The 14988-nt window shown below is 72.0% G+C and carries 16 protein-coding genes; 8 read left to right on the top strand and 8 right to left on the bottom strand.

What is annotated here, in order from left to right:
- Nucleotides 1-351 precede the first annotated feature (351 nt).
- Nucleotides 352-693, top strand: a complete 342-nt coding sequence (locus tag SL103_RS33805; protein WP_033270614.1) for a WhiB family transcriptional regulator — start codon at nucleotides 352-354, stop codon at nucleotides 691-693.
- 195 nt (nucleotides 694-888) lie between these two features.
- Here SL103_RS33805 and SL103_RS33800 read toward each other — a convergent pair whose 3' ends face one another.
- Nucleotides 889-2295, bottom strand: a complete 1407-nt coding sequence (locus SL103_RS33800) for an ArsA family ATPase (RefSeq protein ID WP_069572775.1) — start codon at nucleotides 2293-2295, stop codon at nucleotides 889-891.
- Complete coding sequence (locus SL103_RS33795; protein WP_069572774.1) at nucleotides 2292-3368, bottom strand: ArsA-related P-loop ATPase; 1077 nt, start codon at nucleotides 3366-3368, stop codon at nucleotides 2292-2294. Before SL103_RS33795 ends, SL103_RS33800 begins: the two co-directional genes overlap by 4 nt.
- Before the next feature lie 209 nt (nucleotides 3369-3577).
- Between SL103_RS33795 and SL103_RS37080 the strand changes: the two genes are divergently transcribed.
- From SL103_RS37080 to SL103_RS33780, 4 genes are all read left to right on the top strand, one after another.
- Nucleotides 3578-3736, top strand: a complete 159-nt coding sequence (locus SL103_RS37080) for a DUF4177 domain-containing protein (protein WP_077193102.1) — start codon at nucleotides 3578-3580, stop codon at nucleotides 3734-3736.
- Nucleotides 3733-4197 (top strand): RidA family protein, encoded by a 465-nt coding sequence (locus SL103_RS33790; protein WP_033270616.1) that lies wholly within the window; start codon nucleotides 3733-3735, stop codon nucleotides 4195-4197. The genes SL103_RS37080 and SL103_RS33790 overlap by 4 nt, the downstream gene beginning before the upstream one ends.
- Nucleotides 4198-4415: 218 nt before the next feature.
- Nucleotides 4416-5363, top strand: coding sequence for an NUDIX hydrolase (locus SL103_RS33785; RefSeq protein ID WP_069572773.1), 948 nt, complete (start codon nucleotides 4416-4418; stop codon nucleotides 5361-5363).
- A complete protein-coding gene (locus SL103_RS33780) occupies nucleotides 5360-6196 on the top strand; it encodes an MBL fold metallo-hydrolase (protein WP_069572772.1) in 837 nt (278 codons plus the stop codon). Before SL103_RS33785 ends, SL103_RS33780 begins: the two co-directional genes overlap by 4 nt.
- Before the next feature lie 137 nt (nucleotides 6197-6333).
- Here the strand turns inward: SL103_RS33780 and SL103_RS33775 are convergent, their stop codons facing one another.
- Together SL103_RS33775 and SL103_RS33770 are read right to left on the bottom strand one after the other, a co-directional pair.
- Entirely contained in the window at nucleotides 6334-7143 is an 810-nt protein-coding gene (locus tag SL103_RS33775) for a nucleotidyltransferase domain-containing protein (RefSeq protein ID WP_069572771.1), read from the bottom strand.
- 95 nt (nucleotides 7144-7238) lie between these two features.
- Nucleotides 7239-7913 carry a Crp/Fnr family transcriptional regulator gene (locus tag SL103_RS33770; protein ID WP_006604164.1) on the bottom strand — a complete coding sequence of 225 codons (675 nt, stop codon included), beginning with the start codon at nucleotides 7911-7913 and terminating at the stop codon, nucleotides 7239-7241.
- 551 nt (nucleotides 7914-8464) lie between these two features.
- Here SL103_RS33770 and nth point away from each other — a divergent pair.
- The 3 genes from nth to SL103_RS33755 are packed head-to-tail and all read left to right on the top strand — an operon-like array spanning nucleotide 8465 to nucleotide 11437.
- On the top strand, nucleotides 8465-9436 hold the full coding sequence (gene nth / locus SL103_RS33765) for an endonuclease III (protein ID WP_069574359.1): 972 nt from the start codon (nucleotides 8465-8467) through the stop codon (nucleotides 9434-9436).
- Nucleotides 9437-9495: 59 nt separating this feature from the next.
- A complete protein-coding gene (locus SL103_RS33760; RefSeq protein WP_069572768.1) occupies nucleotides 9496-10224 on the top strand; it encodes an NUDIX hydrolase in 729 nt (242 codons plus the stop codon).
- A 13-nt stretch (nucleotides 10225-10237) separates the two neighbouring features.
- Entirely contained in the window at nucleotides 10238-11437 is a 1200-nt protein-coding gene (locus SL103_RS33755; RefSeq protein ID WP_069574358.1) for a MarP family serine protease, read from the top strand.
- An 85-nt stretch (nucleotides 11438-11522) separates the two neighbouring features.
- On the opposite strand, the gene SL103_RS39065 is transcribed toward SL103_RS33755, so the two are convergent.
- The 4 genes from SL103_RS39065 to nhaA all read right to left on the bottom strand — a co-directional run bounded on the left by SL103_RS39065 (nucleotide 11523) and on the right by nhaA (nucleotide 14730).
- Nucleotides 11523-11720, bottom strand: coding sequence for a hypothetical protein (locus SL103_RS39065; RefSeq protein ID WP_077193106.1), 198 nt, complete (start codon nucleotides 11718-11720; stop codon nucleotides 11523-11525).
- 178 nt (nucleotides 11721-11898) lie between these two features.
- Nucleotides 11899-12837, bottom strand: a complete 939-nt coding sequence (locus SL103_RS33750; RefSeq protein ID WP_069572766.1) for an alpha/beta fold hydrolase — start codon at nucleotides 12835-12837, stop codon at nucleotides 11899-11901.
- The gene (locus tag SL103_RS33745) at nucleotides 12834-13292 is read right to left on the bottom strand and encodes a phage holin family protein (RefSeq protein ID WP_069572765.1); all 459 of its coding nucleotides are present in this window, start codon (nucleotides 13290-13292) and stop codon (nucleotides 12834-12836) included. Before SL103_RS33745 ends, SL103_RS33750 begins: the two co-directional genes overlap by 4 nt.
- Nucleotides 13293-13335: 43 nt before the next feature.
- Nucleotides 13336-14730: a Na+/H+ antiporter NhaA gene (gene nhaA, locus SL103_RS33740; RefSeq protein WP_069572764.1), complete on the bottom strand. Its 1395-nt coding sequence runs from the start codon at nucleotides 14728-14730 to the stop codon at nucleotides 13336-13338.
- Between the last annotated feature and the right edge of the window lie 258 nt (nucleotides 14731-14988).

Raw genomic sequence — 14988 nt, 5'->3', positions numbered from 1 at the left:
GGGGCGCACCTGTTCGTTTAGCCTGTTCCCTGCTGCCACAGCCGAACGGTTACGCCCGAGTTAGTCAACCCCTCTCCCTCACGGACCGCACCCCCACGTGTCCGCGTGCGGCGACAGAAACCCCGCGTCAGCCCGGCCACCTGTCCTGCCTTGTGAGTTAAAAGACGTATGTCGTGCGGTCACTCCGTTGGGTGATCTGCCGCATACGCATAGTCCGTTCGGGCCATTCAAGATTGGGCCCGAAGGGGGTGTTGCGCCCTGTCTGCCTTCCGTAACGTCCTCAACTGGCAACGGTGAATATGCCGCTTGCCGCCGTGGGGGAGCCTCGATTCGGGAGAGGACGGCGCCAGCATGAGCTGGGTAACCGACTGGAGTGCACAGGCAGCCTGCCGCACTACCGATCCGGATGAACTGTTCGTTCAAGGGGCAGCGCAGAACCGCGCCAAGGCGGTGTGCACCGGATGTCCGGTACGCACGGAATGCCTGGCCGATGCCCTGGACAACCGGGTGGAGTTCGGCGTGTGGGGCGGGATGACCGAGCGGGAGCGGAGGGCGCTGCTGCGCCGCCGCCCGACCGTGACGTCATGGCGCCGCCTGCTGGAGACAGCGCGTACGGAATACGAGCGCAGCACGGGCATCCTGCCGGTGGACTGCGAGGACGGGGTCTTCGACGAGTACGCAGCGGTCGGCTGAGCGGGCCTTTCGGCCGGGCACGGCCGAAAGGCCGGCCAGGTCACCGGAGTTACGTGCCCGCGAGCCGTCGGTGAGTGACGTCCGCGGGGGGCGCAGGCGCGACGCGTTGCCGTGCGCCTCCGACGCGTCCGGACGCCTCCGACCCGGCCGGCACACGCCCGAGGGCGGGTCGGCGGTCGCAGGAGGGGCGTCGGCTCAGCTGCCGGAGTCGCCGTTGTCGGCGGTACCGGTGAGGGTGCCGTCGGTGTCGGTTTCGGTGCCGGTGTCGTCAGGGGATGTGCCGTTGAGCGCCAGGCGGTCGCCGATCGCGCGCAGGCCCGTGAGGTCATGGACGTCGCCGGGCAGCGCGCCGACCTCCGTCACCGGGACCTCGGGATGCAGAGCGGTGAAGCGGTCCCGCGTGCGCCGTTCGCGCGCGAGGACCTGCATGCGTTCCGCGTGTAGTCGTAGCAGCCCGGCGGCGAGTTGCGCCGCCGGGGCTGACGTGGGTGCTGTGTGCTCCGCTGCGGCAGCGGGGGAGTGGCCGCCGACGGTACCTGCTCCAGCATTCCCGCCGTCGAGATCCACAATGCCGGTTGCTTCAAGATTATTTTCGGCGCGGCCCGTACCGGCCTCGCCGTCCGCCGCCCCGTCCTCCGACAGCCCGTCGGTCAGGGCCTCCGCGGCGGCCAGGGCGCGCTCGGCGCTCAGTTGCGCGGCACCGCTGCCGTGCACCCGGTTCAGCACGAGGCCGGCCAGTGGCATCTGCTCGGCGGCCAGCCGCTCGACGAAGTACGCCGCCTCGCGCAGCGCGTCCCGCTCCGGCGCGGCCACCACCAGAAACGCCGTGCCGGGCGCCTGGAGCAGGCGGTACGTGGCGTCCGCGCGGGTCCGGAAGCCGCCGAACATGGTGTCCATCGCCGCCACGAACGTCTGCACGTCGCGGAGCAGTTGACCGCCCATGAGCTTGCTGAGGGTGCCGGTCATCATCGACATGCCGACATTCAGGAACTTCATCCCGGCCCGGCCGCCGACCTTCGCCGGCGCCATCAGCACCCGGATGAACTTGCCGTCCAGGAACGAGCCGAGGCGCTTGGGCGCGTCCAGGAAGTCCAGCGCGGACCGGCTGGGAGGCGTGTCGACGACGATCAGGTCCCACTCGTCGCTCGCCCGGAGCTGGCCGAGCTTCTCCATGGCCATGTACTCCTGCGTGCCCGCGAAGCCGGCCGACAGGGACTGGTAGAACGGGTTCTCCAGGATGGCGCGGGCCCGGTCGGCGTCCGCATGGCCCTCGACGATCTCGTCGAAGGTGCGCTTCATGTCCAGCATCATCGCGTGCAGTTCGCCGCCCGCGGCCTCGTCGACGTCCTTGACCCGGCGCGGGACGTTGTCGAGCTCGGAGATGCCCATCGACTGCGCCAGCCGCCGGGCGGGGTCGATCGTCAGCACCACGACCTTGCGGCCGCGCTCCGCGGCGCGTACGCCGAGGGCCGCGGCGGTGGTGGTCTTGCCGACGCCGCCCGAGCCGCAGCACACCACGATGCGGGTGCGCGGGTCGTCGATCAGCGCATCGACCTCGAGCCGCGGGGCCGAGGCGTCCAGCGTCATGTCGTCCGAGGTCATATGGGCCCCTGTTTCCGCAGGTCTCTCGCCAGTTGGTAGAGACCGGCGAGATCCACTCCTTCGGGGAGCAGCTCCAGCTCGTAGGTGGGCAGGCCGATCGCGGTCAGCTCGGCGTGCTCGGCGCGCTCCAGCTCGACCCGCTCGGCGTGCTCGCGCGCCTGCTCCAGCAGGGGGTCGATCAGCCGGTCGGCCAGCCCGCCGCGGCGGGCGCCGCCCAGACCCGCCTGGGACAGCGCCTTGGCGACGCCCGAACGGGCCCCGCGGGCGGCGATGACATCGAGATCACCGTTGTCCAGCAGCGCCGGACGGGTCATGTTGATGACGATGCCGCCGACGGGGATGCCGGCCGCTCGCAGCTCCGCGACCCCGTCGGCCGTTTCCTGCACCGGCATCTCCTCCAGGAGCGTCACCAGATGCACCGCGGTCTCGGGCGACTTGAGGACGCGCATCACGGCCTGTGCCTGATTGTGGATCGGGCCGATCTTCGCGAGGCCGGCGACCTCGTCGTTGACGTTCAGGAAGCGGGTGATGCGGCCGGTCGGTGGGGCGTCCATCACGACGGCGTCGTAGACGAACCTGCCGTTCTTGTCCTTGCGGCGGACCGCCTCGCACGCCTTGCCGGTGAGCAGGACGTCCCGCAGGCCCGGCGCGATGGTCGTGGCGAAGTCGATCGCGCCGAGTTTCTTCAGCGCCCGGCCGGCGCTGCCGAGCTTGTAGAACATCTGGAGGTAGTCCAGCAGGGCGCGTTCGGCGTCGATGGCCAGGGCGTGGACCTCGCCCGCCCGTCTGCCACCACCCCGCAGGGCATCGCCGCCGCCCCGCAGGGGATCTCCGCCGGACTCCGTCCGGGAGGGTCCCCAGCGTGACGCGCCCTCTGACGCGGGACCTACCGCGATCTTGCGCTCCTCGTACGGAAGCGCCTCGGTCTCGAACAGCTGGGCAATGCCCTGCCGGCCCTCGACCTCGACCAGGAGGGTACGGCGTCCCTCGGTGGCCAGGGCGAGGGCCAGGGCAGCGGCGACCGTGGTCTTGCCGGTGCCACCCTTGCCGCTGACGACATGGAGCCTGCTCACGCAAAGGAGCCTAACCAGTCCGCGTCGCGCCTACGCACGGGATACGCCTGACAAGACCCGGAGATCCGCCCCAGGTGTGTCCGGGGCCGGTCAGGGATGTGCCGTAGGGGTCGGGCGGCCGGCTGCTGTTCCGCCGCTTCGGACGGGTGCGGGCGGGCCGCGCCGGACGGCGTCCGTCACCGTCGTGGACAGGCATTACGCTCGGGCCCATGACCAAGTGGGAATACGCGACCGTGCCGCTGCTCGTTCACGCGACGAAGCAGATTCTGGACACCTGGGGCGAGGACGGCTGGGAGCTCATCCAGTGCGTCCCGGGCCCGAACAACCCCGAGCAGCTGGTGGCCTACATGAAGCGGGAGAAGGCGTGAGCGCCGTAGAGGAGAAGGTCGCATCGCTCGGCCTCAAGCTGCCGGAGGTCGTGCCGCCGCTGGCGACGTACCAGCCCGCGGTGCGCTCCGGCGCGTACGTGTACACCTCCGGCCAGCTGCCGATGGTGGACGGCGCGCTGCCGGCCACCGGCAAGGTCGGCGCCGAGGTCACCCCGGAGCGGGCCCAGGAGCTCGCCGCGACCTGCGCGCTCAACGCGCTGGCCGCCGTGAAGTCCGTCATCGGTGACCTCGACAAGATCCAGCGGGTCGTGAAGGTCGTCGGCTTCGTGGCCTCCGCGCCGGACTTCACCGGCCAGCCGGGCGTCCTCAACGGCGCCAGCGAGCTGCTGGGCGAGATCCTCGGCGACAAGGGCGTGCACGCCCGGTCCGCGGTGGGTGTGGCGGTGCTGCCGCTCGACGCCCCGGTCGAGGTCGAGATCCAGGTCGAGATCGCCGAATAGGCACGGGCCGAGGAGCCGTCGCGGCCGAAGAGCCGCGGGCCCGGCACCGGGGCACGTACGCGGGTGTGAGTCCCCTCGTACGTGCCCCGGCGCCCGGCCGTACCGCGCCCCGGCACCCGGCCCGCAGCGTGCCGGGCACCCTGCCCGCCGCCGTCCGCCACCGCCCCGGCGCGAAAGGGCCCCTCGAACATCCGCGCGCGAGCGCATAGCATCCGGCCATGTCGTCCTCGACCAATGGCCAGTGGTACCCGCCGGAGTGGCCGGACCGCATCCGGGCACTCGCCAACGGCGAGCTGACCCCCGCCGAGCCCCGGCGGGCCGCCACCGTCCTGCTGCTGCGGGACTCGGACACCGGCGGCCCCGCCGTCCACATGCTGCGCAGACGCGCCTCCATGGCCTTCGCGGGAGGCGCGTACGCCTATCCGGGCGGTGGCGTCGACCCGCGGGACGAACGGCCGGTGGCCTGGGCGGGCCCCTCGCGCGCCCAGTGGGCGGTCCGGATGGGCGTCGACCCGGCCACCGCGCAGGCCATCGTCTGCGCGGCGGTGCGCGAGACGTTCGAGGAGGCGGGCGTGCTCCTCGCCGGCGCCTCCGCCGACACGGTCGTCGCGGACACGACGGGCGAGGACTGGGAGGCGGACCGCGCCGCCCTGGTGGCCCACGAACTGTCCTTCGCCGACTTCCTGGGCCGCCGCGGTCTGGTCCTGCGCTCCGACCTGCTGGGCGCCTGGGCCCGCTGGATCACGCCGGAGTTCGAGCCGCGGCGCTACGACACCTGGTTCTTCGTCGCCGCGCTGCCCGAAGGCCAGCGGACCCGCAACACGTCCACCGAGGCGGACCGCACGGTGTGGATCCGTCCCGAGGACGCGGCCGCCGGCTACGACCGCGGCGAGCTGCTGATGATGCCGCCGACGATCGCGACGCTGCGCGGGCTCCAGCCGTACGCCACCGCCGCGGACGCACTGGCGGCCGCGGAGGCCCAGAACCTGACACCGGTGCTGGCCCAGGCGCGCCTGGTGGGCGGCGAGATCGTGCTGAGCTGGCCGGGGCACGACGAATTCACCAAGCACATCGCGCAGACGGACGCCGGCAGCGGCGCCTCCGGGGGTGGCGCATCCGACGGCCCCTCAGGCGACTCCGGCCCTTCGGGAGGGACCCCCGCATGACCGAAGCAGCCGCTCTCCCGGGCCGGCCCCGAGGCGGAGCGATCACCGGGCAGGCCACCCCGCGGGCGCACTGCGTGCTCGCCCCCAACCCGTCGGCGATGACGCTGGACGGCACGAACACCTGGATCGTCGCCGAGCCGGACTCCGATCTCGCCGTCGTCATCGACCCGGGACCGCTCGACGAGGGGCACCTCAGGGCCGTCATCGAGACCGCCGAACGGGCCGGCAAGCGCGTCGCGCTGACCCTGCTGACCCACGGTCACCCGGACCACGCCGATGGGGCCGCCCGCTTCGCCGAGCTGACCCGATCCGCCGTTCGGGCGCTGGACCCGGCCCTGCGCCTCGGCGACGAGGGGCTGGAAGCCGGCGACGTCATCACCACCGGGGGCCTCGAACTGCGGGTGGTCCCCACAGCGGGGCACACCGCCGACTCGCTGTCCTTCCATCTCCCGGCCGACCGCGCGGTGCTGACCGGGGACACGATCCTGGGGCGCGGTACGACCGTGGTCGCGCACCCCGACGGCCGGCTGGGCGACTACCTGGACTCGCTGCGCCGGCTGCGCTCGCTCACCGTGGACGACGGCGTGGCGACGGTCCTGCCGGGGCACGGGCCGGTGCTGAACGATGCCCAGGGGGCCGTGGAGTTCTATCTGGCGCATCGCGCCAACCGGCTCGCCCAGGTGGAGACCGCGGTCGAGGCCGGCCACCGGACATCCGCCGAGGTCGTCGCGAACGTCTACGCGGACGTCGACCGGTCGTTGTGGCCGGCGGCCGAACTGTCCGTACGGGCGCAGTTGGAGTACCTGGGCGAGCACGGACTGATTCAGGACTGATCCAGGACAGGTCCAGGACGGTTCCAGGACGGATCCAGGACTGGACCGAGGGCTGGACCGAGGACCTGGAGATCCGGAGCTGATGCGGGACCAGGACGGGTCGGCTTCCGCGCACCCGCGAGGCCCCGTCAGCAGGTTCACGGGCGGGGGGCCTTCGCCCCGTGGACGGCGAGGTACTCGTCGGCCAGCCAGGGCGCGAGGCCGGCCAGCAGCTCGTCCAGCAGCCCGGGGTACGCGGCGGGCGTCCGGGCGGCGCGCGCCGCGGCGCGCATCTGCTCGGCGTGCGCCGGGTAGTAGCGGCCGAACACCTCGGCGGACCGGCCGAGGTCGCTGGTCCAGCCGCCCCAGCGCGGCATGACCAGCGTGAACCCGGTGCGTACGAGCCGCCGCGCCACGCCCCGGGTCAGCCGGTCGCGGGCGGTCGCCGTGGTGGCCGCCGCGGCCCTCTCGAGCAGACCGGGCAGGTCGCGGTGGAGGTTGCCGTTCGTCTCGCGTGCCAGCAGCGAGGTGGGCCGGTAGCGGGGCAGCCGCGAGGCCAGGTCGGGGCCGCTGAGCGGCGTGCACAGACACGCCACGAACCACCCCATGTCGTGCCGCTCCGGCTCGCTCAGCAGCCGGTCCACGCCGTACAGCAGCAACCCGGCGCCGTCGATCTGCCCGTAGGCGGCGTCGAGCTCGTCCTCGACGGCACGCGCGGCGGCCCGGTCGGCGTCGGTCGGCTCGTCCCGCAGGGCGAGCAGCGCGTCGAGGTCGGACACCCCGGGGACGGCGGTGCCGCGCGGAATGCTGCCGAAGAGGTAGACGCTGTGCAGGCGGCCGGGACCGAAGCGCTCGGCGAGCCGGGCGGTGAGCCCGGCCACCACGGGCGCGAAGGGCGCGGACACGCGGTCCAGGGACCCTTCCCGTACGAAGCAGCCGTCCCGGTCCAGTCCCGTGCCGTTGGTCATGGCGCCACTATGGCGAGCCGACGGGCGGGGCCGCCAGGCAAATAGCGAGGGCCCCGCCGGAGCGGGGCCCTCGCCGAAGCGGTCTGCGGGTGCCGTCAGCGCGAGCGCTTGGCCAGCCGCTCGACGTCCAGCAGGATCACGGCGCGCGCCTCCAGGCGCAGCCAGCCGCGGCCCGCGAAGTCCGCGAGCGCCTTGTTGACCGTCTCGCGGGAGGCGCCGACCAACTGGGCCAGCTCTTCCTGCGTCAGGTCGTGCACGACGTGGATGCCCTCCTCGGACTGCACGCCGAAGCGGCGCGACAGGTCCAGCAGGGCGCGCGCCACACGGCCCGGCACATCCGAGAAGACCAGGTCGGACATCTGGTCGTTGGTCTTGCGCAGCCTGCGGGCGACCGCCCGCAGCAGGGCCGTGGCCACCTCGGGCCGGGCGTTCAGCCAGGGCTGGAGGTCGCCGTGGCCCAGGCCGAGCAGCTTGACCTCGGTCAGGGCGGAGGCGGTGGCCGTGCGGGGGCCGGGATCGAAGAGCGAGAGCTCACCGATCAGCTCTCCGGGGCCGAGGACGGCGAGCATGTTCTCCCGGCCGTCGGGGGAGGTGCGGTGCAGCTTCACCTTGCCCTCGGTGACCACATAAAGGCGGTCGCCCGGGTCCCCTTCGTGGAACAGGGCGTCGCCGCGGGCGAGCGTGACCTCTCCCATCGAGGCGCGCAGCTCGGCCGCCTGCTCGTCATCGAGCGCCGCGAAGAGCGGTGCGCGCCGCAGAACGTCGTCCACGAGATCTCTCCTTGTCGACATGCTCCGGGGGACTGTGGTCCCCATCATGCCGGAATGCAAAACAGTGCGATCAATCACAAGTTTGCCGGACCGGTGCCCTCCGCCATAAGGCAGGGGGCCGATTGGGCTCACGAATCACAGTGATCAAGCCGGATGTCAGTGGGTGGCCTTAGTCTGGCCGAGTGTCCAATACGCCGGTGAGAGCAGAGGACTGGGGGCCGGACGAGTGAGCGCAGGGCGTGATTCCGCTGTGGGCGAACAGGCGTCCGGCGGAACGGCTAATTCGGATAAAAGTAACAAATTGCCTCACGGGAGGCCGGTCGAGCGGAAGCTGACCGTCCGGATGCCCGGCGCGTCGACCGGCGACGCGGCCCGCCACCGCCGGACCCGTGACCGCGACGGTCACCACGGCGACGGACACGACCACGACGTCCGCCCTCACGACCACGGCGAAAGCCCTCGTGACGGACGCGTACGGACGGCGCGCAGCGGCGCGGGCGTCCGGGACGAAGACGCAGGCAGGCAAGAGCTCGGCAGGAAAGAAGGCCGCCGTGAACGACACCCCTGAGAAGCCGACGGCGGCCAAGAAGGCCCCGGCGAAGAGAACCACCACCAAGGCTCCGGCCAAGAAGACCGCCGCCAACAAGACCGCCGCCACGAAGGCACCGGCGACGAAGGCCGCGGCCAAGACCACCGCCAAGGCCGCCGCCAAGAAGGCTCCGGCGAAGAAGGCCCCCGCCCGCAAGCCCGAGTCCCGGACCGCCGTCGTGCGGCGGGCCCGCCGGATCAACCGCGAGCTGGCCGAGCTGTATCCGTACGCCCACCCCGAGCTGGACTTCACCAACCCCTTCGAGCTGCTGGTCGCCACGGTCCTGTCCGCCCAGACCACCGACATGAGGGTCAACCAGACCACCCCGCGCCTCTTCGCGGTCGCGCCGACGCCCGAGGACATGGCCGCGCTGCCGCCCGAGGAGCTGGAGGAGCTGATCCGGCCGACCGGCTTCTTCCGGGCCAAGACGAAGTCGCTGATCGGGCTGTCCACGGCGCTGCGCGACCGGTTCGGCGGCGAGGTGCCGGGCCGCCTGGAGGACCTGGTCACGCTGCCCGGCGTCGGCCGCAAGACCGCCAATGTGGTGCTCGGCAACGCCTTCGGTGTCCCGGGCATCACCGTCGACACCCACTTCGGCCGGCTGGCCCGCCGCTTCGGCTGGACCACCCAGGAGGACGCCGAGAAGGTCGAGGCGGATGTCGCGGCGATCTTCCCCAAGAGCGAGTGGACGATGCTCTCGCACCGCGTCGTCTTCCACGGCCGCCGCGTCTGCCACTCCCGCAAGCCCGCCTGCGGCGCCTGCCCGATCGCCCCGCTGTGCCCCTCGTACGGCGAGGGCGAGACGGATCCGGAGAAGGCCAGGAAGCTGCTCAAGTACGAGCTGGGCGGCCAGCCCGGGCAGCGGCTGAAGCCGCCGGCGGACTATCCGGGGCAGCCCGCGCCCCCGATGGCGCCCCCGGCGGCCGCTTCATGACGGCAGCCGCGACGCCCCTGCGGGGGACCCACCATCGACGTCGGACCTGAGGGGCGCGGATGAGGAGTGCACGGGAGCAGCAGTACGGCGAGGCGGCCGACCTCGACCGGGCGGCGGCCGGCCGGGAGGTCCCGGTGACGGCCGACGGCCTGCCCGAGTGGCTGGCGCCGGTGGCCCGCGCGGCCGCCACGATCGAACCGCGGCAGCTCAGCCGCTTCCTGCCGCCCGAGAGCGGTGGCCGGCCGTCCGCGGTGCTGATCCTCTTCGGCCACGGCCCCGGCGGCCCCGAGCTGCTGCTGATGGAGCGCGCCGGCACCCTGCGCTCCCATGCCGGCCAGCCCTCCTTCCCCGGCGGAGCCCTCGACCCCGAGGACGGTGACCCCGACGGCCCCGGCCCGGTACGGGCGGCGCTGCGCGAGGCCCAGGAGGAGACCGGCCTCGACCCGTCCGGCGTCCAGGTCTTCGGCGTGCTGCCGCGCCTCTACATCCCCGTCAGCGGCTTCGTGGTGACGCCCGTCCTGGGCTGGTGGCGGCGGCCGAGCCCGGTCGGCGCGGTCGACCAGGCCGAAACCGCCCGGGTGTTCACCGTTCCCGTGGCGGATCTCACGGATCCCGCCCATCGTGTGACAACGCGCCACCCCAGTGGGCACGTAGGTCCGGCGTTCCTGGTCGAAAACGCCCTGGTCTGGGGGTTTACCGCCGGGGTGATCGACCGGATTCTGCATTACGCCGGGTGGGAGATTCCGTGGGACCGTGACAAGCAGGTCCCGCTCGACTGGCGCTCGTGAGACGGTGTCCGGCGTGAACGTCCTGGACATCCTGCTGCTGGTCGCGGCCGTGTGGTTCGCCATCATCGGTTATCGGCAAGGCTTTGTCGTCGGCATCCTGTCCGTGATCGGCTTCCTCGGGGGCGGACTGATCGCGGTCTATCTGCTGCCGGTGATCTGGAACGAGATCACCGGCGATGCCACGCCCGGCACCTTCGCGGCCATCGCGGCAGTGGCCATCGTGATCGTGTGCGCATCCGTGGGCCAGGCGCTCACCACCCATCTGGGCAACAAGCTGCGCCGCCACATCACCTGGTCGCCGGCCAGAGCGCTGGACGCGACCGGCGGCGCGCTGGTCAACGTCCTGGCCATGCTCCTGGTCGCCTGGCTGATCGGCTCCGCACTGGCCGGTACGTCCCTGCCGACGCTCGGCAAGGAGGTCCGCAACTCCAAGGTGCTGCTCGGGGTCTCCCGGGTCCTGCCGCCCCAGGCCAGTACCTGGTTCGCGGACTTCTCCTCGGTACTGGCGCAGAACGGCTTCCCACAGGTCTTCACGCCGTTCTCCAACGAACCGATCAACAATGTGCCGGCGCCCGACCCGCAGCTCGCCACGAGCCCGACCGCGGCGCAGGCCAAGCGCAGCATCGTCAAGGTCGTCGGCACGGCGCCCAGCTGCGGCAAGGTCCTGGAGGGCAGCGGTTTCGTCTTCGGGCGGCACCGCGTGATGACCAACGCCCATGTCGTCGGCGGCGTGAGCGAGCCGACGGTCCAGGTGGGCGGCGAAGGGCGCACGTACGACGCCAAGGTGGTGCTCTACGACTGGCGGCGCGACATCGCGGTGCTGGACGTGCCCTCCCTGAACGCCCCCGCGCTGCGCTTCGCGAACGCGGACGCGAGCAGCGGCAAGAGCGCCATCGTCGCCGGCTTCCCGGAGAACGGCGGCTACGACGTCCGCGCGGCCCGTATCCGCAGCCGCATCAAGGCCAACGGCACGGACATCTACCACCGTGGCACGGTCGGCCGCGACGTCTACTCGCTCTACGCCACGGTCCGGCAGGGGAATTCCGGCGGTCCGCTGCTCACCCCCCAGGGCGAGGTCTACGGCGTCGTCTTCGCGAAGTCGCGGGACGACTCGCGCACCGGCTACGCGCTGACCGCCGACGAGGTCCGTCCGGACGCCCTGCGGAGCCGCGCGGGCAACCAGCCGGTCGACACCCAGGGGTGCGCGATCTGAGACGGCCTGCGGCGGTCACCGCCGCGGGGGACGCGTCCGGCGCGGGGAACGGGGCTTCCCGCGCCCGGCCGGCGGACGCCGAGGTTCAGGTGCGGGGATGGCGCAGACGCGCGCTCATCCAGCGTGCTCTGCGGCGCAGGATGCGCGGGATGCCCATCGGGTGCGCCGGATCGGGGGATCCGCCGGACCCGAGATCCGGGGCGCCCCTCTCCTGCGTGCCCACGGCAGCGGCGCTGCTGCTGCGGTTGCCTGCCACGTCACGGTAGTCGTGCGTCCAGCCCATACCCTCGACTCTGCCCGTGGCCCAAGGTCCGTAACCGCCGCGGGGACCGCCAATTGGCCTATGCGCCGGGCAAGTGGCCGTTCGTCAAAGAGGTGTTCGAGTCTGCCGGGTGCCGGTTCCGCTGAGCGGTGTGCGCCGGCCCGTTCTGCGGTGCGCCGGACGTGCCGGCGCACCCCGTTCAGCGGTCCGGTTCCGGGTCCTTGAGCCAGTTGATCAGTTCGGTGGAGAACGCCACCGGGTCCTCCTCGTGCGGGAAGTGCCCGAGGCCGTCGAACAGCCGCCAGCGGTAGGGCGCCTCGACGAACTCACCGGAGCCGGCCGCGCTGCGGGTGCGCATCACCGGGTCGAGCGAGCCGTGCAGATGCAGGGTCGGCACCCGTACGGGCATCTTCATCCGCCGGTTGAACTGGATGCCGTCGGGCCGGGCCATCGAGCGCACCAGCCAGCGGTACGGCTCGATGGAGCAGTGGGCCGTGGACGGGATGCTCATCGCGCGGCGGTACACCGCGAGCGCCTCGTCGTCGGGCTGCCGGGGGCCGGACCAGTCCTGGATCATCCGGCCCACCAGCTCCGCGTCGTCGGCCGTCAGCCGGCGCTCCGGCAGCCAGGGCCGCTGGAAGTTCCAGATGTGCGAGCTGCGGGCGCTCTGCCGTACGTCGGCGAGCATCGCCGAGCGCCACCGCCGCGGATGCGGCATCGAGGCCACCGCCAGCCGGCGCACCAGCTTGGGCCGCATCACCGCCGCCGTCCAGGCGAGATAGCCGCCCAGGTCGTGCCCGACGAGCGCGGCGTCCGGTTCGCCCAGGGACCGTATGACGCCGGTGACGTCCAGCGCGAGGTTCGCCGGGTCGTAGCCCCGGGGGGTGCGGTCGCTGCCGCCGACGCCGCGCAGGTCCATCGCCACCGCGCGGAAACCGGCGTCGGCGAGCGCCGGCAGCTGGTGCCGCCAGGTCCACCAGAACTGCGGGAAGCCGTGCAGCAGCAGCACCAGCGGACCGTCGCCCATCTCGGCGATGTGGAAACGCGCGCCGTTGGCCGCGACATCGCGGTGCGACACCTCGTGCCCGCCGGGGACGTCGAGCCGTACGACCGAGGCGGTGCTGTCAGGGGCTGTCATACCGATGAGCGTGTCACAGACTCCAGGGCCGGGTGGTCGGCGGCCGTCACCCGGGGGTGCGGCTTGGCCTTCTGCAGCACGGCCGCGGTCTGCCTGGCGGAGTTGATGGACTTCTCCGGCTTCTTGATCTTCTTCATCTTGGCCATCGCGATCAGGGCCAGCAGTCCGGCGAGGACCAGGAAGGCGCCCCCCACGATCAGGAACGACCAGGCGAGCCCCAGGCCGAGGTTGTGGATGCCGTAGGCCGCCGCGAAGCTCAGCACCGGCAGTGCGAACAGCGCCAGCGCGCCCGCCACGACGAACGCCGCGCTGCCGATACCCGCGCGCTTGGCGTCCTGCCGCAGCTCCGCCTTGGCCAGCGCGATCTCGTCGTGCACCAGTGCGGACATGTCGGCGGTGGCCGAGGCCACCAGCTGTCCGAGGCTGCGGTCCCCGTTCGCGTCGGCTGCGCTCATCGCCGTCTCCCTCATCTCGTCACCGGATGCAAAGCCTCTCAGATCATGCCGGACCATCGTCTCCGGCGTGCGAGCTGGAGGCCACTTCGGCAAGCCGCCGGTGTTCGGCGGCCTTTGCTTCGTGGATTGCCGCCATCCGGAGGTGGTATTCCGGCTTGTCGAGTTCGTAGATGTCAGGGATGCCGTCCTGGTCCTCGTCGCGCTCCTCCTCCTCGCACAGCTTGCGGTACTTGGCGTTGCGTATCTTCAGGAGCGTGCCGGCGCAGACGGCCGCGAGCAGCGAGCCGGTCAGCACCGCCGCCTTGATCTCGCCGGCCAGCGCGAGGTCGTCCGTGAAGGCGAGTTCACCGATCAGCAGCGAGACGGTGAAGCCGATGCCGGCCAGGGAGGCGACCGCGAAGACGTCCGGCCACTTCAGGTCGGGATTGAGTTCGGCCTTGGTGAAGCGGGCGGTCAGCCACGTACCGCCGAAGATGCCCAGTGCCTTGCCCACCACCAGTCCGAGGACGACCCCGAGCGTCTCGGGCCGGGTGAAGACGTCGCGGAGGGCGCCGCCGGATATCACCACGCCGGCCGAGAAGAGGGCGAACAGCGGGACCGCGAGCCCGGCCGACAGGGGGCGGATCAGATGCTCGATGCGCTCGCCGGGGGACCGGTCCTCGCCCTCGTGGCGGTGGCAGCGCAGCATCAGGCCCATGGCGACGCCGGCGATGGTGGCGTGCACCCCGCTGTTCTCCATCAGCCCCCAGATGACCAGGGCCAGCGGGACGTAGACGTACCAGCCGCGTACGCCCTTGCGCAGCAGGAAGTAGAAGACCACCAGGCCGGCGAGGGCGAGGCCGAGCGCCAGGAAGTTGATCTTCGAGGTGAAGAAGATCGCGATGATCAGGATGGCGAAGAGGTCGTCGACGACCGCGAGCGTGAGCAGGAAGGCGCGCAGCGCGGCGGGCAGGGACGTGCCGATGACGGCGAGCACGGCGAGCGCGAAGGCGATGTCGGTGGCGGTGGGGACCGCCCAGCCCTGCAGCGAGCCGCCGCCGAGCGTGTTGACGGTGAAATAGACGGCCGCCGGCATCGCCATGCCGCAGAGCGCGGCGATGACGGGGAGGGCGGCGGCCCGGGGGTCGCGCAGCTCGCCGGCGACCAGTTCACGCTTGAGCTCGATGCCGGCGACGAAGAAGAAGATCGCGAGCAGGCCGTTGCCGGCCCAGTGCTGGATCGACAGGTCCAGGCCCAGCGAGGCCGGGCCGAGGTGGAAGCCGCTGACCGCCGCGTAGCTTCCGCCGAAGGTGTTTGCCCAGATCAGAGCCGCTACGGCGGCGACGAGGAGGAGGACCCCGCCGACGGTTTCGGTGCGCAGCGCGTCCGCGACGAAGTTTCGCTCGGGCAGGGACATCCGTCCGAGGAACGGGGAACGACGATGGGTGGGCGCGCTCACGCGGGTGACCTCCGGCCTTCGGCAGCTGTGTACGGCTGTTGCAGTTGCCGACCAGACTTCCCGGCGCACCCTGAGTTCTTAGCGTGTCATTGACGCGGTTCCCACTTTACCGGGCGGGCGCAAGCGGGTATCCGGTGGCCTCACTTTACGGGCAATTCAGGCACTCGGCTGCTGCGGCGGAGGTCGCCGGCAGGAGCGCCCGGCGGTGCCCGGGCGCCCGGGAAATCGCGGCGGCGGTCCCGGGAGAACGCGCCGGAG

This window comes from Streptomyces lydicus, assembly GCF_001729485.1.
In the GTDB taxonomy this organism is placed as follows: Bacteria; Actinomycetota; Actinomycetes; order Streptomycetales; family Streptomycetaceae; genus Streptomyces; species Streptomyces lydicus_D.
This window is presented reverse-complemented; position numbering and strand designations above follow the sequence as displayed.

What these genes read in the sequence shown, in the direction of transcription:
- SL103_RS33805 (WP_033270614.1), top strand. Translation starts at nt 352, where the DNA reads ATGAGCTGGGTAACCGACTGGAGTGCACAGGCAGCCTGCCGCACTACC.
- SL103_RS33800 (WP_069572775.1), bottom strand. Translation starts at nt 2,295, where the DNA reads ATGACCTCGGACGACATGACGCTGGACGCCTCGGCCCCGCGGCTCGAG.
- SL103_RS37080 (WP_077193102.1), top strand. Translation starts at nt 3,578, where the DNA reads ATGACCAAGTGGGAATACGCGACCGTGCCGCTGCTCGTTCACGCGACG.
- SL103_RS33785 (WP_069572773.1), top strand. Translation starts at nt 4,416, where the DNA reads ATGTCGTCCTCGACCAATGGCCAGTGGTACCCGCCGGAGTGGCCGGAC.
- SL103_RS33780 (WP_069572772.1), top strand. Translation starts at nt 5,360, where the DNA reads ATGACCGAAGCAGCCGCTCTCCCGGGCCGGCCCCGAGGCGGAGCGATC.
- SL103_RS33775 (WP_069572771.1), bottom strand. Translation starts at nt 7,143, where the DNA reads ATGACCAACGGCACGGGACTGGACCGGGACGGCTGCTTCGTACGGGAA.
- SL103_RS33760 (WP_069572768.1), top strand. Translation starts at nt 9,496, where the DNA reads ATGAGGAGTGCACGGGAGCAGCAGTACGGCGAGGCGGCCGACCTCGAC.
- SL103_RS39065 (WP_077193106.1), bottom strand. Translation starts at nt 11,720, where the DNA reads ATGGGCTGGACGCACGACTACCGTGACGTGGCAGGCAACCGCAGCAGC.
- SL103_RS33750 (WP_069572766.1), bottom strand. Translation starts at nt 12,837, where the DNA reads ATGACAGCCCCTGACAGCACCGCCTCGGTCGTACGGCTCGACGTCCCC.
- SL103_RS33745 (WP_069572765.1), bottom strand. Translation starts at nt 13,292, where the DNA reads ATGAGCGCAGCCGACGCGAACGGGGACCGCAGCCTCGGACAGCTGGTG.